This window comes from Sulfitobacter sp. SH24 (assembly GCF_965641895.1).
GTDB classification, from domain to species: Bacteria; Pseudomonadota; Alphaproteobacteria; order Rhodobacterales; family Rhodobacteraceae; genus Sulfitobacter; species Sulfitobacter dubius.
Genome location: NZ_OZ282575.1, coordinates 1977167 through 1998064, shown reverse-complemented (window position 1 = coordinate 1998064; position 20898 = coordinate 1977167). Strand labels below are relative to the sequence as shown.

The 20898-nt window shown below is 61.0% G+C and carries 22 protein-coding genes; 7 read left to right on the top strand and 15 right to left on the bottom strand.

Annotated elements, in window-relative coordinates:
• Nucleotides 1-35: 35 nt before the first annotated feature.
• A complete protein-coding gene (gene trmFO / locus ACSQ16_RS12425) occupies nt 36-1376 on the bottom strand; it encodes a methylenetetrahydrofolate--tRNA-(uracil(54)-C(5))-methyltransferase (FADH(2)-oxidizing) TrmFO (RefSeq protein WP_243262972.1) in 1341 nt (446 codons plus the stop codon).
• A gap of 246 nt (nt 1377-1622) precedes the next feature.
• Complete coding sequence (locus ACSQ16_RS12420) at nt 1623-2360, bottom strand: enoyl-CoA hydratase (protein WP_243263150.1); 738 nt, start codon at nt 2358-2360, stop codon at nt 1623-1625.
• Nucleotides 2361-2466: 106 nt separating this feature from the next.
• Between ACSQ16_RS12420 and ACSQ16_RS12415 the strand changes: the two genes are divergently transcribed.
• The gene (locus ACSQ16_RS12415) at nt 2467-2895 is read left to right on the top strand and encodes a PaaI family thioesterase (RefSeq protein ID WP_243262973.1); all 429 of its coding nucleotides are present in this window, start codon (nt 2467-2469) and stop codon (nt 2893-2895) included.
• Between the two features lie 247 nt (nt 2896-3142).
• Here the strand turns inward: ACSQ16_RS12415 and ACSQ16_RS12410 are convergent, their stop codons facing one another.
• Nucleotides 3143-3373: a DUF1127 domain-containing protein gene (locus ACSQ16_RS12410; RefSeq protein ID WP_243262974.1), complete on the bottom strand. Its 231-nt coding sequence runs from the start codon at nt 3371-3373 to the stop codon at nt 3143-3145.
• Nucleotides 3374-3483: 110 nt separating this feature from the next.
• Here ACSQ16_RS12410 and ACSQ16_RS12405 point away from each other — a divergent pair, with 110 nt between their 5' ends.
• From ACSQ16_RS12405 to rpsI, 3 genes are all read left to right on the top strand, one after another.
• A complete protein-coding gene (locus ACSQ16_RS12405; RefSeq protein WP_243262975.1) occupies nt 3484-4899 on the top strand; it encodes a PLP-dependent aminotransferase family protein in 1416 nt (471 codons plus the stop codon).
• Nucleotides 4900-5059: 160 nt separating this feature from the next.
• Entirely contained in the window at nt 5060-5521 is a 462-nt protein-coding gene (rplM, locus tag ACSQ16_RS12400) for a 50S ribosomal protein L13 (protein WP_093926384.1), read from the top strand.
• 2 nt (nt 5522-5523) lie between these two features.
• Nucleotides 5524-6024 (top strand): 30S ribosomal protein S9, encoded by a 501-nt coding sequence (gene rpsI / locus ACSQ16_RS12395; RefSeq protein ID WP_093927209.1) that lies wholly within the window; start codon nt 5524-5526, stop codon nt 6022-6024.
• A gap of 154 nt (nt 6025-6178) precedes the next feature.
• Here rpsI and ACSQ16_RS12390 read toward each other — a convergent pair whose 3' ends face one another.
• Nucleotides 6179-6868: a hypothetical protein gene (locus ACSQ16_RS12390; protein ID WP_243262976.1), complete on the bottom strand. Its 690-nt coding sequence runs from the start codon at nt 6866-6868 to the stop codon at nt 6179-6181.
• Between the two features lie 237 nt (nt 6869-7105).
• Between ACSQ16_RS12390 and ACSQ16_RS12385 the strand changes: the two genes are divergently transcribed.
• On the top strand, nt 7106-8101 hold the full coding sequence (locus tag ACSQ16_RS12385) for an LLM class flavin-dependent oxidoreductase (RefSeq protein WP_243262977.1): 996 nt from the start codon (nt 7106-7108) through the stop codon (nt 8099-8101).
• A 15-nt stretch (nt 8102-8116) separates the two neighbouring features.
• On the opposite strand, the gene ACSQ16_RS12380 is transcribed toward ACSQ16_RS12385, so the two are convergent.
• From ACSQ16_RS12380 to guaA, 10 genes are all read right to left on the bottom strand, one after another.
• Nucleotides 8117-8734: a TetR/AcrR family transcriptional regulator gene (locus ACSQ16_RS12380; RefSeq protein WP_067629863.1), complete on the bottom strand. Its 618-nt coding sequence runs from the start codon at nt 8732-8734 to the stop codon at nt 8117-8119.
• The gene (ppk2, locus tag ACSQ16_RS12375) at nt 8727-9596 is read right to left on the bottom strand and encodes a polyphosphate kinase 2 (RefSeq protein WP_243262978.1); all 870 of its coding nucleotides are present in this window, start codon (nt 9594-9596) and stop codon (nt 8727-8729) included. Before ppk2 ends, ACSQ16_RS12380 begins: the two co-directional genes overlap by 8 nt.
• 49 nt (nt 9597-9645) lie before the next feature.
• The gene (locus tag ACSQ16_RS12370) at nt 9646-10626 is read right to left on the bottom strand and encodes an alpha/beta fold hydrolase (RefSeq protein ID WP_243262979.1); all 981 of its coding nucleotides are present in this window, start codon (nt 10624-10626) and stop codon (nt 9646-9648) included.
• A complete protein-coding gene (gene metA, locus ACSQ16_RS12365) occupies nt 10610-11527 on the bottom strand; it encodes a homoserine O-acetyltransferase MetA (RefSeq protein ID WP_243262980.1) in 918 nt (305 codons plus the stop codon). Before metA ends, ACSQ16_RS12370 begins: the two co-directional genes overlap by 17 nt.
• 56 nt (nt 11528-11583) lie before the next feature.
• Complete coding sequence (locus ACSQ16_RS12360; RefSeq protein WP_243262981.1) at nt 11584-12444, bottom strand: ATPase; 861 nt, start codon at nt 12442-12444, stop codon at nt 11584-11586.
• A gap of 12 nt (nt 12445-12456) precedes the next feature.
• A complete protein-coding gene (locus tag ACSQ16_RS12355; protein ID WP_243262982.1) occupies nt 12457-13389 on the bottom strand; it encodes a DMT family transporter in 933 nt (310 codons plus the stop codon).
• A 110-nt stretch (nt 13390-13499) separates the two neighbouring features.
• On the bottom strand, nt 13500-14600 hold the full coding sequence (locus ACSQ16_RS12350) for an OmpP1/FadL family transporter (protein ID WP_243262983.1): 1101 nt from the start codon (nt 14598-14600) through the stop codon (nt 13500-13502).
• A 117-nt stretch (nt 14601-14717) separates the two neighbouring features.
• Nucleotides 14718-15587, bottom strand: coding sequence for a DMT family transporter (locus tag ACSQ16_RS12345; protein ID WP_243262984.1), 870 nt, complete (start codon nt 15585-15587; stop codon nt 14718-14720).
• Nucleotides 15584-15856, bottom strand: a complete 273-nt coding sequence (locus ACSQ16_RS12340) for a putative quinol monooxygenase (protein WP_243263151.1) — start codon at nt 15854-15856, stop codon at nt 15584-15586. Before ACSQ16_RS12340 ends, ACSQ16_RS12345 begins: the two co-directional genes overlap by 4 nt.
• 8 nt (nt 15857-15864) lie before the next feature.
• Nucleotides 15865-17427, bottom strand: coding sequence for a glutamine-hydrolyzing GMP synthase (gene guaA / locus ACSQ16_RS12335; protein ID WP_243262985.1), 1563 nt, complete (start codon nt 17425-17427; stop codon nt 15865-15867).
• Nucleotides 17428-17626: 199 nt separating this feature from the next.
• Between guaA and ACSQ16_RS12330 the strand changes: the two genes are divergently transcribed.
• Nucleotides 17627-19165, top strand: a complete 1539-nt coding sequence (locus ACSQ16_RS12330; protein ID WP_243262986.1) for a trimethylamine methyltransferase family protein — start codon at nt 17627-17629, stop codon at nt 19163-19165.
• A gap of 35 nt (nt 19166-19200) precedes the next feature.
• Here the strand turns inward: ACSQ16_RS12330 and ACSQ16_RS12325 are convergent, their stop codons facing one another.
• On the bottom strand, nt 19201-19497 hold the full coding sequence (locus tag ACSQ16_RS12325; RefSeq protein WP_243262987.1) for a DUF6477 family protein: 297 nt from the start codon (nt 19495-19497) through the stop codon (nt 19201-19203).
• A 279-nt stretch (nt 19498-19776) separates the two neighbouring features.
• Here ACSQ16_RS12325 and ACSQ16_RS12320 point away from each other — a divergent pair, with 279 nt between their 5' ends.
• Nucleotides 19777-20865: a DUF6456 domain-containing protein gene (locus tag ACSQ16_RS12320; RefSeq protein ID WP_243262988.1), complete on the top strand. Its 1089-nt coding sequence runs from the start codon at nt 19777-19779 to the stop codon at nt 20863-20865.
• Nucleotides 20866-20898 lie beyond the last annotated feature (33 nt).

Genomic DNA, 20898 nt, shown 5'->3' with positions numbered 1-20898 from the left:
ATGGCACGAAGGGTCCAGTCTTAACCCGACCAGAGTTAACCTTGATTAAGCCAATTCTGCCATTCTGCTTTTGCGCGGTCAGTATAGGCTTTGTAGCGGTCTTTGCGCCCGCGACGGCCAGACTTGAGCCCTTCAACGGGCGGGAAGAGGCCGAAATTCACGTTCATCGGCTGGAAGGTTTTGGCATCTGCGCCGCCAGTGATGTGGGTGATCAGCGCACCCATGGCGGTGCTGTCAGGCGGGGTGGGCAGATTGCTGCCGTTGATCTCAGCCGCAGCCATACGGCCCGCGAGCATCCCCATCGCGGCGCTTTCGACATAGCCTTCGACGCCGGTGATCTGCCCTGCAAAGCGGATGTTGGGCTGGCTGCGTAGGCGCATCTGGTCGTCGAGCAACGTCGGCGAGTTGATGAAAGAGTTGCGGTGGATGCCGCCAAGACGGGCGAAACGTGCGTTCTCCAGGCCAGGAATGCGTTTGAAAACATCTGTTTGCGCGCCGTATTTCATTTTAGTTTGAAAGCCGACGATGTTGTAAAGCGTGCCAAGCTTGTTGTCGCGGCGCAGTTGCACCACGGCATGGGCTTTGACGTCGGGCTGGTGTGGGTTGGTCAGGCCAACCGGCTTCATCGGGCCATGGCGGAGGGTCTCGCGGCCCCGTTCGGCCATCACTTCAATGGGCAAGCAGCCATCGAAATAGCCTGCCGTCTCGCCTTCGCGGAATTCGGTTTTGTCAGCCTCTAGCAGCGCGTCGATGAAATCGTCGTATTGCTGCTTGTCCATGGGGCAGTTGAGGTAGGCGGTGCGCTCTTCCTCGGTTTCGCCCTTGTCATAGCGCGACTGCATCCATGCTTTCGACATGTCGATACTGTCGAAATAGACGATAGGCGCGATGGCGTCGAAAAAGGCAAGCGCTTCGGCCCCGGTTTCGGCTGCGATAGCCTCGGCCAGCGCGCCAGAGGTCAGCGGGCCGGTGGCGATGATCCATTTGCCGTCTTTTGGCAGTTCGGTGATCTCGCCGTATTCGACGGTGATATTGGGGTGCGCGAGCAGCGTGTCGGTGACAGTCTGCGCGAAAGGGTCACGGTCCACGGCCAGTGCGCCGCCCGCAGGCAGGCGGTTTTTGTCAGCGCAGGCCATGATCAGCCCGTTGGCCGCGCGCATTTCCCAATGCAGGAGGCCTACGGCGTTTTGCTCGTCATCATCCGAGCGGAAGGAGTTGGAGCAGACCATCTCGCCCAACAGCCCGGTCTGGTGGGCAAAGGTTTCGACCTTGGGGCGCATTTCGTGGATGACCACCGAGATGCCCGCGTTCGCCGCTTGCCAAGCCGCTTCTGATCCGGCCATGCCGCCGCCGATGATGTGCAATGTATCTGTCATGGAGGCGATGTAGGACAGGGCAGCAGCGCGCGCAATGGGCAAGAGGTTGCGAGGGTGCTGGGGGAGAATGGTTTTGGGGTCGCCGCTGCGGGAATGGTCGGTCAGTGAGAGGCTGACCCGGAGGGACCTTCCGCCGTCGGCGACCCAAAATCATCAGGGTATCTGTACCCTGATATAACAGTGCCCCGATTTTGCCAGATTTTCCAGCCCCCGCGCAGCAACACAGTTGCGCGGATTTGGAAACAATCACTGCTGCCAGTCGGGCGCACGTTTTTCCAAAAAGGCGTCGATCCCCTCGCGGGTGTCAGCCTCAAGCATGTTGCGGACCATCACGTCGCCGGTGAAGGCGTAGGCTTGATCGGTGGGCAGTTGCATCTGTTGGTAGAAGGCGCCTTTGCCATGGGCGACGGCGGTGCCGAGTTTGGCTGCGATCTTTTCGGCTAAGGTCGTGGCCTCGTTGGGAAGTTGATCGGCTGGTACCGCGCGGTTGATCAAGCCCAGTTCGGCGGCGCGGGAGGCGGAGATGAAATCGCCGGTGGTGAGCATCTCAAACGCCTGTTTGCGCGGGACGCTTCGGGACAGGGCGACCATGGGGGTCGAGCAGAAGAGGCCGATGTTCACGCCGTTGACGCCAAAGCGGGTGTCCTCAGCTGCGATGGCGAGGTCGCAGGTGGCGACAAGCTGGCAGCCTGCGGCGGTGGCGACGCCATGGACTTGGGCGATGACGGGCTGCGGCAAGCTTTGGATGCGGGCCATGAGGGCAGCGCAGCGGTCGAAGAGGTCTTTGAAGGCGGCGGCTCCGCCGTCCTCAGCTTGGCGCATGGCGGTCATCTGGCGCAGGTCGTGGCCCGCGCAAAAGGCTTTGCCTGCGCCCGACAGGATAATCACCCGTGTTTGGCGGTCTTCGGCCAGTTCGTCGAGTTTGCTGTGCAGGGCGGCCAGCATTTCGTCCGACAGGGCGTTCAACCGCTCGGGTGCGTTCATGCGCAGATGGGTCACCGGGCCTTGTGCCGTAACGTCAAGAATTGTCACCTTGCCCTCCCAAGCTGGTCGCGCCAACGTTACGCCGAGGACAGCAGGGAGAACAAGTATGGCCGTGGTGATGGATGCAGAGGCGTTGGAGGCCTTCATGCGGGAGGTTTTCGATCAGGTGGCGGATGATTTCGCCGTGGATCACGTCGCCGAGAATGAGATCACCATGCGTTTGCTGACCAGCCGCCGCCATCTGCGGCCCGGCGGGACAGTATCGGGCCCGTCGATGTTCGCGCTGGCGGATGTGGCGGCCTATCTGGTTACGCTTGCGATGATCGGGCCCAAGGCGCTGGCGGTGACGACGAATTGCTCGATTGATTTCATGCGCAAGCCGCTGGCGGATGTGCCTTTGATTGCCCATGCCAAGCTGCTCAAACTGGGGCGGCAATTGTCGGTGACGGATGTGCTGATTTACTCGGAGGGCTCGGATAAGCCGGTGGCGCGGGCGAGCCTGACCTATGCGATTCCGCCTGCGTCGATGGGGTGAGGGGCAGAGCTTCGGGACAGCACCTGACCGTGGGGTGGCGATTGTGACGGTGATCCGCGCCACTTTATGGTGCGGCTGTGGTGCGCTTTCTCGAAGGAGCAAAAAGCCCAACCAAATCGCCAGCCCGCCGGGACGGGCAGGCGATGGCCCGGCGCCTACGGCTTGATTCCGGACCTGGTGGCTTACACAAAAAAAGGGCCGGGAATAACCCGGCCTAGGAAGAGGTCTGGCGAACGCCACAGGGAAGTTACGCCTGCCAGAACACACGGGAAGCCTCGGCTGAGGCCTGTTCCGGTGTAAGTCCCGCATCATCAAGCTCCCACGGCTCAAGCGCGGCAAGCGCGATCCGGGTGCGTCGGCGGGCCGCCCATGTGGTCACGACCGCCGCAAAGCGCAGCGCGATCACCGCAGGGACCGGCAGGGCGCGGTATGTCATCAATGTCATTGCATCAGCGCTAAGAGGGCGAGCCTGTGTCATGGGAGAACTCCTTGAATTTGTATTGGCGAAATTGTATTGACACAAAGTGTAGAAAGCCTACAGGTACAAGGGTACAAAGCGCGATACAATTTGACCACAGGAATATTGTAATGGGTACAATTTGGCAGCCAACCCTCGCCGAAGGGCAGGGACCGAAGTACAAACTCGTGGCTCTGACCATCCGCGAGGGGATCAATTCCGGCGCGCTGGCGGTTGGCGATAAGCTGCCCCCGGTGCGGGAATTGGCGTGGCAATTGGGGATCACCCCCGGCACTGTGGCGCGGGCCTATACCATTCTTACGGACGAAGGTTTGCTGGAGGCCGAGGTCGGCCGGGGTACTTTTGTCGCCCCGCCGCAGGCAGCCATCCGCGAAGATGTCTGGAATCGCGAACAAGATAGCTGGATCAAAGAGTTAGAGATTTCAGATACCGATGCGGTCAGCCTTTTTAGCCCACGCTTGCCAGACATGGGGCAAGTGGCTCTGATCCGCAGCGCCCTGCGGCAGGTGGCGGATGTGCCGGGCGAAGAATTGATGAACTATCCCACCCGCGATGCCTATGCCCCGGTGCGCCAAGCGGTGGTCGACTGGCTGTCGCATCTGTCCCTTGGCCCGCTGAGCGAGCGCGACGTCGTGCTGTCGCATGGCGGGCAAAGTGGCATTGTATTGGTACTGCAAGCCATACTGTCGGGGCCGAAACCGGTGATGCTGGTCGAAGACCTCTCCTATGCCGGATTCCGCCGGGCGGCGGAGGTGCTGCGCGCCGAAGTGGTGGGCGTGGCGATGGACAAAGACGGCGTGCTGCCCGAGGCGCTGGATAAAGCGGCGCGGGACAGCGGGGCGCAGGTCTTTTGCACCACGCCGGAAGTGCATAACCCTACGGGCAGCCACACCAGTCTTGAACGGCGGCGCGCGCTGCTGGAGGTCGCCAAGCGGCACGGCTTGGAGATTTTGGAGGATGATTGCTACCGCATGGGCTCTGCCCGCGCACCGAGCTATCGCTCGCTCTGGCCTGAGCATGTTTGGCATGTTTCTTCGATCTCGAAAGAGTTGACGCCCGCACTGCGAGTCGGCTTTGCGCTGGCCCCGGCAGGGCGGTCGGCGGACCTGCGGCGGGTGGCGGAATACGGATATTTCGGCCTAGCGCGCCCCTTGGCCGAGGCGACGCGCATTTTGCTGACCGATCCGCGGCTAAAGGGTATCTGTGCCGACATCCGCGAAAGACTGGCCGAATATGTAGAGGTTGCCGTCAACCATCTGGGCGGGCATGAGCTGCAATGGTCGCGCGATGTGCCCTTTCTATGGCTGCAACTGCCGCCCGGCTGGCGTGCGGCGGGGTTCTGTCGCGCGGCAGAGGCGCAGGGGGTGCAGATCCGCTCTGCCGATGAATTCGCCCTGCGCGATGGCCGCGCGCCCCATGCGGTGCGCATCGCGGTGAACGCCCATGTCTCTCTGCGATCCTTCGAGGCGGCGATGCAGCGGCTGCGCTGTCTCTTGGACAATCCGCCAGAGCAGATCAGCGTGTAGAAATATGGGGTATTATTATACCTAAATCGTAAAGTGTTGTTTTTGCTATCACAATCCGTGATTGCTGCGCTTGACCCGGCGATGCAGGTGGTTATAACCCCTCCATCAGACACCGGGCGGGGATTCCTCGTTCCGACCAACCTCAAACGGGAATTCATCCATGAAAACCTTTTCTGCGACACCGGCAGATATCGACAAGAAATGGATCATCATCGACGCCGAAGGCGTCGTGCTGGGCCGTCTCGCCTCGATCATCGCCATGCGCCTGCGCGGCAAACACAAGCCGTCCTTCACGCCGCATATGGATTGCGGCGACAACGTGATCGTCATCAACGCCGAGAAGGTGCAGATGACCGGCAAGAAGCGCGAAGAGCACTTCTACTGGCACACCGGCCACCCCGGCGGGATCAAATCGCGCACTAAGGAGCAAATCCTTGAAGGCGCGCATCCTGAGCGTGTTGTGACCCAAGCGGTCAAGCGCATGCTGCCCGGCAACCGCCTGAGCCGCCAGATCATGACCAACCTGCGCGTCTATGCAGGTAGCGATCACCCCCATGAGGCCCAGAGCCCCGAAGTTCTGGACGTTAAGTCCATGAACAAGAAAAACACGCGGAGTGCATGAGCATGGCTGACGAAATCAAAACACTTGAAGGTCTCGAAGCTGCTGTGACCGAGAACATCGGCGGCGTCCAGGGCACCGAAACCGAAATGACCCCGCGTGAGCCGGTTCGTGACGAACTGGGCCGCGCCTATGCCACCGGCAAACGTAAAGACGCGGTCGCCCGTGTCTGGATCAAGCCCGGCTCCGGCAAGGTTATCGTGAACGGCAAGCCGCAGAACGAGTATTTCGCGCGCCCCGTGCAGCAGTTGATCCTTGCGCAGCCGTTCGGCATCACCAACACCGAAGGCCAGTTCGACGTGTTCGCAACTGTCAAAGGCGGCGGTCTGTCCGGCCAAGCGGGTGCGGTTAAGCACGGCATCTCCAAAGCGCTGCAGCTTTACGATCCCTCCCTGCGCGGTGCGCTGAAAGCGGCAGGCTTCCTGACCCGTGACAGCCGCGTCGTTGAGCGGAAGAAATACGGTAAGGCCAAAGCGCGTCGGAGCTTCCAGTTCTCCAAGCGTTAAGCTTACCGATCAACTTTGCGAAAGGGCTGCCCTCCGGGGTGGCCCTTTTTCGTTTGCGGGGTGGGCAGTGTGACTTGGCAGCGGCACGTGAAAAAGGCCGCTGCGGTTTCCCGCAACGGCCCTTGGTCAGGATCAGCGATAATCTCTTGCGGGATTAGCCGCCGATTTCATAGCTCACAGTAAAGCCTAGTACGCCGTCACCATCGTTGGTGTCTTCGTACAGCGCTTCAAAGCTGACGCCATCGCCGAAGTCATAGACGGCACCGGCTTCGGCGTAGAGATTGTCGTCACGGTCGCTGTTACCGATCAGGCCAACGGCGGTCCAACGCTCGGACAGGGGCGCTTCGAACGCCACTTCCTGATCGCTTTCGCCGTTGTCGGGGTTGATGATCACAGCGAATGCGCCGGAGATGGCGCGCCCAATAGGGAAGCCCAATGTCGCGGTGATTTCTTCTTCGTGATCTTTGGAATCGTTCAGCCAAATGTAGGAATAGCTCAGATCCCAGCTCATGCCTTGGCCAAAGTCCGCACCATAACCCAGATCGGCTTCGAATTCGACATCATCTGTGGGGTCTTGGTACAGGGAAGTCGCGCTCAGGCCGGTGTGAAAACCACCGTAGGTCAACTCAACAAAGCCTTCGATTTCGTTTTCCAAATGGTCGAAATCATCGGATGTGTTGAAACGGGTCGCAGCAGAGACGCCTGCCGTCCAGCCGATTGCGGAGACGGTAGGGCGGTCGTCGATAACCGGGTCGAACCCTGTGGTGATGTTGTCTTGCGCATAGGCGGCAGTGGAGAGCAGCCCAGCGGTAAGACCGAACCCGAGAAGTGTTTTGAATGTCATGGCTTATGCCTAGTTTTGGACCTTGGCTTGTCGTTGACTGGCGCGGTCTGGTTGTTGGTCCCCATCGCTTATGCCCGGCACATATGCTCTGCAAGGGCCGTTTGTGCATAGCTGCTATACGTTAGAACATAACATTGTGAACGACGGAAATTTTAGGCAAGCCGTTGGTTTTTCTGCCCCGCGCGGTTCCGCGTTTAGGGGCGGCTGCCTATATGGGGCACAACACAGGAGACATTCATGCAATATTCGGTTCTTGATCTTGCCCCGGTGCCGGAAGGGTCCGACACCCCGACGGCGATCCGCAACTCTGTCGCCTTGGCGCAACTGGCCGAAGCCAAGGGCTATCACCGGTTCTGGATGGCAGAGCATCACAACATGCCGGGCATCGCTTCGGCGGCGACATCGGTTTTGCTGGGGCATGTGGCGGATCATACGCAGAATATTCGCATCGGTGCAGGCGGGGTCATGCTGCCCAACCATGCGCCTTTGGCGATTGCCGAACAGTTCGGCACGCTGGCTGCGATCCATGGCGACCGGATTGATCTGGGCCTTGGCCGTGCGCCGGGTGGGGATCAGGCGGTGATGCGTGCCATGCGCCGCGGCATGGGTGGCGGCGATCACTTCCCCGATGATGTGGCCGAGTTGATGGCCTATCTGGGCGACGCCGATCCGCGCTCGCCCGTCCGTGCGCATCCGGGTGAGGGGACGCATGTACCGATCTGGATCCTTGGCTCCTCGCTTTATGGTGCGCAACTGGCGGCCCATTTCGGTCTGCCCTACGCCTTTGCCTCTCATTTTGCGCCCGATGCGTTGGAGGAGGCCACGGCGATCTACCGTCGTGATTTCAAACCGTCGGAGGCCTGCCCCGCGCCGCGCTTCATGCTGGCGGTCAACGTATTCGCCGCCGACACGGATGAAGAGGGTGCCTATCTGCGCACCACCATGCAGCAAGCCTTCGCCCGTCTGCGCACAGGCCGCCCCGGCAAGCTGCCGGCCCCGGTGCGTGACATCGACGCCGAGATTGGCGCGGGGATGCGGCAGGGGGTGGATCATGCGCTGCGCGTGTCCGCCGTGGGCAGCCCTGAGACCGTGAAACGTCAGCTAGAGGCGTTGATCGCGCAGCACCAGCCGGATGAGCTGATCTTGACCGGGCAGATCCACGATCACGCGGCGCGGCTGCGCTCGTTTGAGATTGCGGCGGATGTGATGCAAGACTTGAAGGTGGCGGCCTAAGGGCCGCCGCCGCCCTCACTCGTCAGGGCTGACCAACCCCAGCCCGCGCAGGTAAATCCCGATCCCGGTTTCCAGCAGATCGTCTGCTGGAAAGGGCGAGGCGCGACCGGGGGAATTGCGGGCGAAAAGTTCGACCACGCCGTGGCTCATTGCCCAGATATGGGCCGAGAACATCGAAGCTGGCGGGCGTTTGTCTGCCGGAATATGCTGGCTAAGGTCGGATGCCGCGCGCTCCAGCACGCCGTTGGCGCGGTTGGCGGCATGGGCCAGCTCCGGCGTGCGGTTGACCGAGATGCCGGATTCGAACATGGCGATGTAATGGCCGGGGTATTTGCGTGCGAATGCCAGATAGGCGCGGCCCGTGGCCTCGAACGCTTTCAGGGCTGAGGGCTGGCCGGATTCATAGGCGAATTCCATCAATTCGGCAAAGATATCATAGCCTTGATGCGCGGCCTCGGCGATTAAGTCTTCGCGGCCTTCGAAGTGGCGATAGACTGCCGCCGGGGTGACGCCCGCGCGTTTGGCGGCCTCGGAGAGGGTAAAGCCCGTGGGGCCACGCTGCTCAATCAACTCAAGTGCTGCGTCGATCAAGGCTTGGCGCAGGTTGCCGTGATGATAACCGCGTTTAGGCATCCCAGATGTCCGGCCCGCCGCAGATTTCATCGTCGATTTTGCCAATCGCTTTGGCGTCTTTCTGGGGATAGTCGAAGCGGTTCAGCAGGTGGCGCATGGCCGCGAGACGAGCGCGGCGCTTGTCGTCGGATCGGATCACCGTCCATGGGGTCTCATCTGTATGGCTGCGCAGCAGGGTCTCGGCGATGGCGCTCGAATATTCTTCCCATTTGGCAAGACCTTTGACGTCGATCGGGCTGAGCTTCCATTGCTTCAACGGATCGGATTCGCGCGACAACATGCGGCGCAACTGCTCGGCCCGGCCCACGTTGAGCCAGAACTTGATCAGGTGAATGCCGTCTTCGACGAGCATCTGCTCAAACGGGGTGACTTGTTCAAAGAAATGCGCACGTTGCGCGGGGGTGCAGAAGTCAAAAACCTTTTCCACCACGCCGCGATTGTACCAAGAGCGGTCATAGAAGACCATCTCGCCCGCCGTGGGCAAGTGTTTGATGTAGCGTTGGAAATACCACTCACCCTGTTCCGTCTCAGTCGGTTTTGACAGGGCGACGACACGGGCAGAACGGGGGCTGAGGTTCTCGCGCATACGGCGGATGGTGCCGCCTTTCCCGGCGGCGTCGCGGCCCTCAAAAACCATGACGACGCGCTGGCCTGTCTCGCGCACCCAAGATTGCAGTTTGACCATTTCGATCTGGAGCCGTTCGTAGTCGCGCTCATAGGTCTTGCGCGACAGGCGCTCGTCATGCGGGTAGGAGGGCGAAAGGATATCGTCCTTGTCGGCCCGCTGGATCGCTTGGCGAATGTCCTCGGGGGCGTCATTCTCAAAAAAGGCGCTGATCGCGCCGTCAAAGGGCAGGTCCATGGGCGCTCCTTGCGGGTTGTTCTTGTTTCAATATGGGATGTTAAGGCGCTTAACGCAAACCCGCACGGGTGGCGGCGCGGTTGATTGTGTCGACCACCGCCTGCGCGTCGGCGTGATGGGGCATATGGCCCATGCCGGGCAGGCGGGTCAGCACGCCATTGGGGATGTCTTTGATCAGTTCCTCGGCGTGGATATGCATCGGTACAATGGTATCGGCATCGCCGTGGATGATCTCAACCGGCATGGTCAGGCTGTCATATTGTGCGGCCATTTCAACCACATGGGGGCGAAGCTGGTGGACCTGCTGGGCGTTGGCGCGGCTGGCGCTGCGGCGCAGGGTCAGACCGGTGCCGATGTGATCGGCATAGCCTTCGGGCGCGGGCTGCGGGGCAAAGATCGCCTCAATACTGCTTTGCACCACGCTTTCGGGGACAAAGGCGGTGACGGCAGGGATAAAGAGCGCACCGCCAAGCCGTGAGGCGCTGACGTTGTAAAGCCAGCCCAGCCCGCCCGGCCAGGGCTCGGACACGGCAGAGACAAGCACCAGCGCGGCAGTGTCCTTGGGGCGCTGAAGCCCCCAAGCCAGCGCCACGGCTCCGCCAAAGGAATGGCCCAGCACGATGGGGTTTTCGACGCCCAGTTGATCAGCGGCCTTTTGCAGCAGCGCGGCCTGTTCTTGGGGCGATTCCCCCAGCGGGTTCCACGCGCCGCGTGCGCCGGGCAGGCGGGCGGTATAGCCCATGCCGGGCCGGTCGAACATAATGACGCGGTAGCGGTCGCTTAGCCGTTCCGCGAACCCCATGGTGAAATCACGCAGGTTGCCGCTGGCCCCGTGGATCAGCACCAGATCAGGCCCGTTGCCGATGACCTTGGCATGGACCGGCAGGCCATCCACCTCCATGATCTCACCCTCGGGCGGATGGCTGGCCTCGGCCCGCGCCTCATGCCGCGCGGCACGCCATTGGACAAGCGCGGTGAGCAGCGCCAGCCCAAGGAGGAGGGCAAGCAGCAGTTTAATGGCCAATCTCATTCATATCAAAGGGGGTGGTTTGGTATATCTCGTTGATCCAATTGCCATAAAGTAGATGCGCGTGGCTGCGCCAGCGGTTCACCGGGGTGCGCGAGGGGTCATCCTCGGGGTAGTAGTTGCAAGGCACGTTGATCGGCACGCCATTCTCGACATCACGGTCATACTCTTGCTTGAGCGTGTCGCGGTCGTATTCGAAATGGTTAAAGACATAGAGCGCCCGGTGCGCGGGGTCTTCGATCAGGCAGGGGCCGACCTCATCACTGCCCAGAAGCGTGGTGAGGCCCGCGTGCCTGTTCACTTCGTCCTGCCGCATCTCGGTCCAGCGGGAGACGGGCACGGTGCAATCATCCGAAAACCCGCGCAGATAGGGCGAGGCGGGCGCGAGGTTTCGGTGCCGGAAACAGCCGAAGGCTTTCTCGGGCAGGATGTGTTTCTTGACCCCATGAAAATGGTTGATCATCGCCATGCCGCCCCAACAGACGCCAAAGGTGGAGTGGATGTTGGTCTGGGTCCATTCCATCACCTCGCGCAGCTCGTCCCAATAGGTCACTTCGTCGAACTCCAGATGTTCAATCGGTGCGCCGGTGATGATGAGCCCGTCGAATTTCTCGGCCTTCATTTCCTCGAAGGGGCGATAGAAGCTCTCCATATGCTCTGCTGCCGTATTGCGGGCTTGGTGATCGGACATGCGGATGAGGCTCAGTTCGATCTGCAAGGGGGTGGCACCGATCAGCCGGGCGAACTGGTTCTCTGTCTGGATTTTCTTGGGCATCAGGTTCAGCAGGGCGATGCGCAGGGGGCGGATGTCTTGCCGCGATGCCAGTTCCTCGTCCAGCACCATGACCCCTTCGTTGCGCAGAACGTCGAAGGCGGGCAGGCGGGAGGGGATCTTGATGGGCATGAGACAGGTCTTTCAGGGGTAGCCAGAGCAGTCAGATAATCTTGGACAGGGCGGGTTCAACCGCCCGCGGGCAGGTGGCGGGCGATGAGATCGGTAAAGTCTTCGGGAGCGTTCAGTGCGTCGATGTCGGCGGGGGTGATCGTGACGCCCCATTTCGACATCGCCTCATAGCGCGGTTGGCGGTGCGACAGGGCGGCGGCATAGGTCCAGCGGATGAAATCGTCGGGGTTCACCGCGTCTTCGGTTATGTTCTTTTCGGTCAGATAGTCGGCCCATGCACGGGCGAGGAATTCGGGCTGATAGGCCATCGGCTTGGGCGCTTTGTCAAAGCGGCGGATGAGTTCCTCGGTATGGGCCTTATCGCCTTTGATCCAGACCAGCAGACATTCGTCGGCCAATTGCTGCAACAGCGGGTCGTTTGGGTCTTCGGGGTCGACCCATTCGCAGATCGACCCACCAGTGTCGCAGATGAAATGCGGATAGCCATAGAGCGCTTCGGCGCGGGTGGCGAAATAGGCGGTGTCTTGAAGGGCGCTGATCTCGGCCCGGCGGAAGGCTTCTTGGCGTTGGGCATACTCCGCCATCGGCAGCCCGCCACGCAACGGATCGCCCGGTTTGCCCAGCCATGTCGCCACGGGCGAGAGGTTGTCGAAGGTGATGTTCGACCCGATGTATATACTGTCGCTGAGCAGCAGATCGCGCAGAAACGGCACTTTCATCGCCTCGGCCTTGGCGTTGTCGGCAATCAGCTCACCCAGATAGCGGGTGCCGATGCGGTAGTCGATCGAGTAGTGAAACCAATCGCCGCTGGCGCGCAGCAAGCTGGACAGATGGGTCTTGCCCAGACCCGACATGCCAAAGATCAGAACTTTGCGGCGCGGGGCCGCGCGCCAATCGTCAGCCGTGGGGTAGAGCATGTATCACCAAGGTTAAGTGCTTCGTTTCCCCTGAGTACCCCAGTGTTTGACCAGACGCCAGATGCGGCCATCCAGCACCAGAAGCCCAAGTGCGAGAAGGGCGAAACCGCTATAGGCGGCGGGGCGGAGGGTCTCATCGCGCAGCCATGCGCCCAACAGGATCGCGACGGGTGCGACCAGCAGCGTGACCAGCATTAGGTTGCTGCTGCCCGCCATGCCGAGCACGCGGTAGTAGAGCAGATAGGCCAGCGCGGTGGCGGCCAGCGCATAATAGGCGATGGCCATGAGCGTGGCCGGAGCGAGGTCGAGCGTCAGCGGCCCTTCGACCACCCATGCCAACGGCAGCATGATCAGCGTGGCCCCTGTCAGCATCCCGGCGGCGGCCAGTTGCGGCGGCTGGCCCGGCAGCAATTTGCGCGCGCAGACCCCGGCCATGGCATAAGACATCGCCCCGCCCAGCACGGCGAGTTGTGCAAGGCTGCCGAGATCGAAATTCGTGAGGTTTTCCAAACCGATGGCGGTGCTGACCCCGGCAAAGCCAAGGCAGACGCCAATCGCTTTGCGCGGGGTGATCCGCTCATCCGCCAGAAAGATCGCGGCGGCCAAGACGCCAAAGATCGCCGTGGCGGCGTTGAGGATCGAGGTCAGGCCAGAGGGGATGTGCAACTGTCCCCATGCCATCAGCGAGAATGGGATCACGTTGTTCAAAAGCCCCATCAGCAGGAAGGCCGCCCAGATGCGCGGGTCGCGCGGCATGGGCAAGCGCATGACGGTAACGGCGGCCCAAAGCACCAGCATCGCCCAGAACACGCGATGCGCGACTGAGGTCAGCGGCCCGATTTCATCCAGCGCCACCCGCACGGCGACAAAGGATGCGCCCCAGAGCAGAGCGAGAAAGCCCATTTCGATCCAAGCGCGCGGGGGGATGGTTTTCTGTGAGATCATGGCTTGGGTTTAGGGCGTTCCACGGATCGGCACGACCCGAAAGTTGCGCATGCATAAAAAACGCCGCCCGAGAGGCTCGGGCGGCGTAATCTCAACAGTTCTGGTGTGGATCAGAAGGTGAAGCCCACTTTCACACCAAAGGCCACGGCATCGTTGTCTTCAAAGTCCGCAGCCGGTGCAAAGCCCGGAATCGCGGTCTGCGCGTCGCCGATGTTGACGTAGCGCACGCCGGTGGTGATTTTCATATTGTCGCGGGTATAGACGGCAGCCAGCGCAAGGCTCTTGTTGCCATCGGTCGGGCCGAGGTTCGAAGCAAAGCCGCCGTTGGATTTCTCGTAACCGACGGAGGCCGAGACTGACCAGTTGTCATTTAGGCGGCGGCCCACACCCAGCGAGTAGGTGAACACATCGTCGTCATAGCTGACGAGGGAGTTGCCACTAGTCAGCGTGCGATAATCCCTTGGAGTAATGTCGAACTCAGACCAATCGACCCAGCGGACGCCCCCAAAGAGAAGTGTATCGGCTGCGATCCCTGTCTGGAACTCTAGATTCAACGACTGCGGGGTTTCGATCTCTGTACTTGTGGACGTGCTCCCGATCGCAACAGAGCTTTCGCTGGTGTCGAGGTCGTGCTTGATCTTGGAGTTATAGGTCAAGGACACGCGCATGGCGATGTCGGGGCGCTCATAGGCAACGCCAGCAGAATAGCCAACACCGATATCACGATCACCGGTCACGCTATAGTTCGAGACGAAGGGGACAGCCGCTGTGGCTTCGATAGACTGCACACGCAGGCCGCCGTGAACGCTGAAGTTGTCGTTCACGCGGTAGCGCATGAGCCCGGTTAGCGCATGGCTGTCAAGATCGGCCTGTGACCCAGCCGCGTAGTAGCCCGTGCCGGCGGGGTAATCGACATCTGCGCCAAACGGTTGATCGTAAATGATCGCATAAGACCATTTATCGTTGATATCGGCTTTGTATGCTGCGCCGAACTGCAAGTAGTTTTCTGTCGCATTGCCAGAATCGCGGCTACCAAGCCCAGCCACCGAAGTACCCGATGTGTCGGGCGAGATATGCCCGAAGCTAAACTCTGCATAACGCCCGCTTTCGAACAGGGCGTTGATGGACTGACCAGAGCGATCAATGCCGCCCGCATGAACGGCGGCGGTCGACGCCAGAAGCGCCGGAAGTGCCAAGAAATGTGATTTCATGTTTCTCTCCCAAGGTTCTGCGGCGATCCTCCTCGGCGCAGGTTGGAATGATCTAAGCGGATTGCTGCCGTTTGCGTCAATTCCTGACCTAAGGTCAGGCGCATTTCTGTGACAAAATTACTGAATGTGTGGTTTGCGGGTCTCGAACCAGATGTTGAGATAGTTGCCTGCAAAGATGATCCCGGCACCGATGAACACCCAGACATCCAGCGCTTCACCATAGAGCAACATCCCCACCACCGCGATGGCCGGAAGGCGGACAAAATCAATCGGCACTACCACGGTCGCAGGGGCAATGCTAAGCGCGTTGGTCAAGCAGTAATGAGCCAGCAGGCCGCAAGCGCCGACCAGCAGCAGGAAGGGCGCTGTTTCCACCGTGGGCAGCGCGACATCTCCGTCATATCCGGCGGCGATGAGGCCGAAAACCAGTTGCAGTGTGGTGAGGTAGAACAGGATCGTAGTGATCCCTTGGGTGCGCGTTAACCGTTTTGTTAGGACATTGGTCAGCGCAAAGAAAACGGCACAGCCCGCCGCTGCCAGAATGCCGGTGTTTAAGTTACCGATATCGGGCCGTGCGACGATCAGAATGCCGATGAACCCCATAATCCCGGCCAGCGCCCTTGTCGCGGTCAACCGCTCTCCCAGCAAAAAGATCGACAGGACGATGACCCAGAGCGGGGAGGTGAACTCAAGCGCGAAGACCTGCGCCAGCGGGATTAGCGACACCGCCAGGAACCATAGGTTCTGCCCGGTAAAATGCGCGAGGTTGCGCAGAAGTTGTAGACCGAAGTTACGGGTGTTGATCCGCCGCCATGCGCCGGTGGCCCCGGCAAGTGCTACGACGACGATCACGCCGATCACACTGCGGTAGAGCATCACCTCAAACGTATCGAACCGCGCCGAAAGCTCGCGCCCCGCCACGGCCATGGTCGAGAAGGAGCCGATAGACCCGATCATCCAAAGGGCGGCGCGGAAGGTGGGGGTCATGCAGGGCTCGTGATCTGATAGTCGCGTGTGATCCCGGCAGTAAGTGTGGCCCAGTCAGAAGCCGCAGCGCGGGTTTGGTGGGCGTCAAAGGCGGCACGGTCGGTGAAAAGCTCTGAGACTTGCCAGACAAGCGGATCATCGGTGGGGGTCACGTCGAACCGCAAACATCCCGGCTCGGCACGGGTGAGGCGCAGATGCGCGTCAAGCCCCGCGCGCACCCGGTCCGCTTCGGCCGGGGTGGCGCAGCGAAGGTGGCCGGTCAGGGCCACCCTCAAGTTTATTCCCACTCGATGGTGCCCGGAGGTTTCGAGGTGATGTCATAGGTGACACGGTTGATGCCCGGCACCTCGTTGATGATCCGCGTGGCGGTCTCGCCAAGGAAGTCATGCGAGAAGGGATAGTAATCCGCCGTCATCCCATCCACAGAGGTCACCGCACGCAGGGCGCAGGCGAAGTCATAGGTACGGCCATCGCCCATCACACCCACGGTACGCACCGGCAGGATCGCTACGAAGGCTTGCCAGATATCGTCATAGAGGCCGTGGCGGCGGATTTGGTCGATATAGACCGCATCGGCTTCGCGCAGGATCGCCAGCTTCTCGCGGGTGATCTCACCGGGGCAGCGGATCGCAAGGCCCGGACCGGGGAAGGGGTGGCGACCAATGAACGAAGGCGGCAGACCGAGTTCACGGCCCAGCTCGCGCACTTCGTCTTTGAACAACTCGCGCAGCGGTTCGACAAGTTTCAGGCCCATCTTTTCGGGCAGGCCCCCAACATTGTGGTGGCTCTTGATTGTGACCGAGGGGCCGCCAGAGAAACTGACGCTTTCGATGACATCCGGATAGAGCGTGCCTTGGGCCAAGAAAGTCGCATCGCCCACGTCTTTCGCGTGTTTCTGGAACACGTCGATAAAGAGTTTGCCGATGATCTTGCGTTTGGTCTCGGGGTCCGAGACACCGTCGAGCTCGCCCAAGAACAGTTCCTGCTCATCCGCGTGGATCAGCGGCATGTTGTAATGGTCGCGGAACATGGTGACGACCTCTTCGGCCTCACCCTTGCGCAGCAGACCATGGTCAACGAAGACGCAGGTCAGCTGGTCGCCGATCGCCTCATGGATCAGAACGGCGGCCACGGAGGAGTCGACGCCACCCGACAGGCCGCAGATAACCTTCTGGTCGCCCACCTGCTCGCGGATCGCGGCGATGGCTTCCTCACGGTAGGCGCTCATGGTCCAGTCGCCTTTGAACCCTGCCAGACGCACGAAGTTCTCATAAAGGCGCGGGCCGTTGGGGGTATGGTGCACCTCGGGGTGGAACTGCACGGCGTAGAAGTTGCGCGACACGTCGCCGGTAATGGCGAAAGGCGCGTTGGGGGAGGTGCCGTAGACCTCGAACCCCGGGGCGATCTTGCTCACGTGATCGCCGTGGCTCATCCAGACCTGTTCACGGTCGGTGGCGAACCAGCCTTCGAGCAGTTCAAGCTGTTGCCCGGTGGGGGTTACGAAAGCCCGTCCAAACTCGGCGGTGCCGTGGCCACGCTCCACATGACCGCCAAGGCAGTGCATCATGACCTGCTGGCCATAGCAGATGCCAAGGATCGGCACGCCCAGTTCAAACACAGCCTGCGGCGGCATCGGCGCGCCTTCGGCAAACACAGAGGACGGGCCACCCGATAGGATCACCGCCTTGGGCGCGAATTCCTTGAGGAAAGCATCGTCCACCGTGTTGAACGGGTGAATTTCGCAAAAGACATTCAGCTCCCGCAGGCGACGCGCGATAAGCTGCGTAACCTGGCTGCCGAAGTCGATGATGAGAAGGCGGTCATGGGTGATATCTGTCATGGGGGTGTGATTAGGCCCGAGAGGCCGCTGTGGCAAGTCTCAAGCGGGCTGAAGACAGGCACCTGCGGCGTTTAATCCGCGCAGGAGGCGCGCGGGCGGCACGCGATGTCGCTTTTTGCCGCTAGGGGACGTTATCCGCGCGAAGGGGGCGCTGGGAATGGGCTAGTGACAGGTCAAGAGTTGCGGGAAGGAATAGAGCATGGTGGAATCAGCACGGCGGGCACGGGGCGGTGGTGGAGCGGCACGACGGGCGGCGCGCTCGGCGGTGTCCTTCGAGACGGCGCGCTATATCGAGCGCAATATCCCGAACTTCGAAGTGCTGACCGAAGAAGCGCTCGAGATCATCGAGCATAACGCCGACACGGTGCTCGAAGAGATCGGTGTAAACTTCCCCGACAACCCCGATGCGCTGGCGCTTTGGCGTGAGGCCGGGGCCGATGTGCAGGGGGAGCGGGTCCGCATTCCCCGGGGGTTGGCGCGCAAGCTTTGTGCCACGGCACCTTCCACGGTGACCCAAGTGGCGCGTAACCGGGAGCGTGATGTCGTCATAGGGGGCAAGAGCCTCGTCCTCGCCCCGGTCTATGGCCCGCCTTTCGTGCGTGATGCCGCCGGGGGACGCCGTTATGCAACGATGGCGGATTTCGAAAAATTCGTGAAGCTGGGCTATATGTCCAAATGGCTGCACCATTCGGGGGGGACGGTCTGCGAGCCGACCGACATTCCGGTGAACAAACGCCATCTCGATATGCTGCATGCCCATATGACGCTGAGCGACAAACCCTTCATGGGATCGGTGACCGAGCCCTCACGGGCGCAGGATAGTGTCGATATGTGTGGGGTGCTCTTTGGCGAGCAGTTTGTCCAAGACAATACGGTGATGACCTCGCTCATCAACATCAACTCGCCGATGACATTCGACGATGTGATGATGGGCGCGCTCAAGGTCTATGCCGAGAACAATCAGGCTTGCATCATCTCGCCCTTCATCGTCGGGGGGGCGATGGCACCGGTGAGTGTGGCCGGGACATTGACACAGGTCTTGGCCGAGACACTGGCCGGCATTGCCTATAGCCAGTTGGTCCGCCCCGGTGCGCCTGTGATTATGGGGGCTTTTGTGACCTCCATCGACATGAACAGCGGCGCGCCGACCTTTGGAACGCCGGAGGCTGCGCATATCACCTATGGCGCTGGGCAATTGGCGCGGCGCATGAACCTGCCGTACCGGAGCGCTGGGTCTTTCAACGGCTCGAAACTGCCCGATGCGCAGGCGGCCTATGAGACCTCCAACAGTCTGAACATGGGGCTGCTGTCTGGGGTGAACTTCATGCTGCACGCCTGTGGCTGGCTGGAAGGGGGGCTTGTGTCTTCTTTCGAGAAATTCGTCATGGATGCCGATCAACTGGGCACACTGCATCACCTAGCCCGCGGGGTAGAGATGGACGAGAACGCGCAGGCCATGGACGCGATCCGCGAAGTCGGGCCGGGGGGGCATTACCTTGGCTGCGCCCATACGCAGAGCAACTTTCGCGAGGCGTTTTGGAAATCGGATTTGCTGGACTATAAACCCTTTGAGACATGGTCAGACGAAGGCGCGCGCGATACACAAGCGCTTGCCACCGCACGGGTGGAAAAGTTGCTGGCCGATTACCAGCAACCAGCGTTGGACCCGGGCATTCGCGAAGCCCTTGATGCCTTTGTGGTTGAGCGCAAAGCCGCAGAACCCGATAGCTTTACGTAAGATAATCCGGCGGGGGTAATCCCCCCGCGATCGGGTCATGCGCTGGGGGTTTGGGTGGTTTTGAGAAAACGCGCTTCGCCCACCATTGCGATCAACACATCAACATGGCGGATCAGGCTATAACTCGCATCTGCGGCTTTGCGCTGGGTATTCAAATCGGCCTCAATCTCGATCAACTTTAGCAAAGCGGTACCGTGACGCGGCAGGATCCCGAACCCCAATATGCGGGGCAAATGGGTGCCGCGTTGATAGTCTTCGGCCCCGATGCGGGCGGCGCGCATCAGCAAGCGCGGGCGATGAAGTCTTGTCAGCATGGTCAGTAGATCTTGCATTACACTCTCTCCGGTTGAGGGGCGGTGAATCACCCCGATAAGCGAAGTGTTTCACAACCTTTCCGGGTGTTGCGTGTTGCGTGTTCTCGCCGTGCGGCGCGTTCCCTTGCTGTTTACCATTTGGAAACAATGATCTCCAAACGCGATGATTTTAACGAACGGGTAACCAAAACATCCATAGGTTGTGAACATCTCTGGGGATAACTCCTCGGCTTGGGGACCCGCCAAAATGGAAGTGGCAGTCAATTGAAGGCGCATCACCAAACCCAACAGACAGTCATGCCGGGATGGGTGCCGCATGGGGCCCTGCATTACCTCGCACATACGGAGACCGGCGCACCGATCCGGGCTTTGGCACGCCAAGCTGGCTGTCATGCCTCAACGATCATGCGACAAATTCGCCGTATCGAGACCCGGCGCGACGATCCGCTGGTGGATGCAGCCCTGCGCAGGCTCGGCGCGGTGCGGCGTGGCTTGGATTGTACTGCTGGCCCCCCAGCAGGAAAGACAGTGACAATGAACAAGCGCTCGGCACAACTCCCCGATGAAATGACGTTCGCCGCCGAGGCGCTGCGCGTCCTACGTCGCTTGCATGAGACCGGCGCCGTCTTGGCCGTGGCTGAGGGCATGGAAAAGGCCGTCGTGGTGCGCGAGACAGAAACTGGCCCCGGCGCGCGGACTGCCGTCGTCGATAGTGCCGTGGCGCAGGCGATGGCGCTGAAGGATTGGATTGCGCCGGGCAGCACAGGGCGGGTGACCCGCTATCATATCACCAGCGCGGGCCGAGGCGCATTGCGCCGTATGATGGCCGAACAGGGTGACACATCGGCAGGCGGCTTTTCCGAGGATCGCGCCACGTTGTCAGGGATGCCCTGCGATCAATCAGGTGAGAAGGGTAAAGCCGGTGCGCAGCCGCGCCGCAGCCGCTATTGCCTATCGGAAAGCCCGCTTTCCGCGCTTGCGCGGCGCCGCGACAAATCTGGTACGCTTTTCTTGGAGCAGGGAATGGTGCTCGCAGGCGAACGGCTGCGTGAGGATTTTGAATTGGCGCAGATGGGCGGCAGTATCACGCAAAACTGGGATAATTTTCTAACCCCCGGTGCAAAACCAACCGCGCGCGGCGATAATTCGGGCGTCATGGCAGCAGCTGAGGCACGCAAGCGGGTGGCCGATGCCATGGCCGACCTTGGCCCCGGTCTGTCTGACGTGGTGCTGCGCTGTTGTTGCTATCTGGAAGGGTTGGAAACCACGGAAAAGCGGCTCGGATGGTCGGCACGCTCCGGCAAGATCGTGCTGCGGATCGCGCTCATGCGGCTCAAGCGACACTACGACGAAACCGTAGGGCCGGGTGGCCCGATGATCGGATAAAAAGGGGCGGCAGGGTAAATGCCCTGCCGCCCC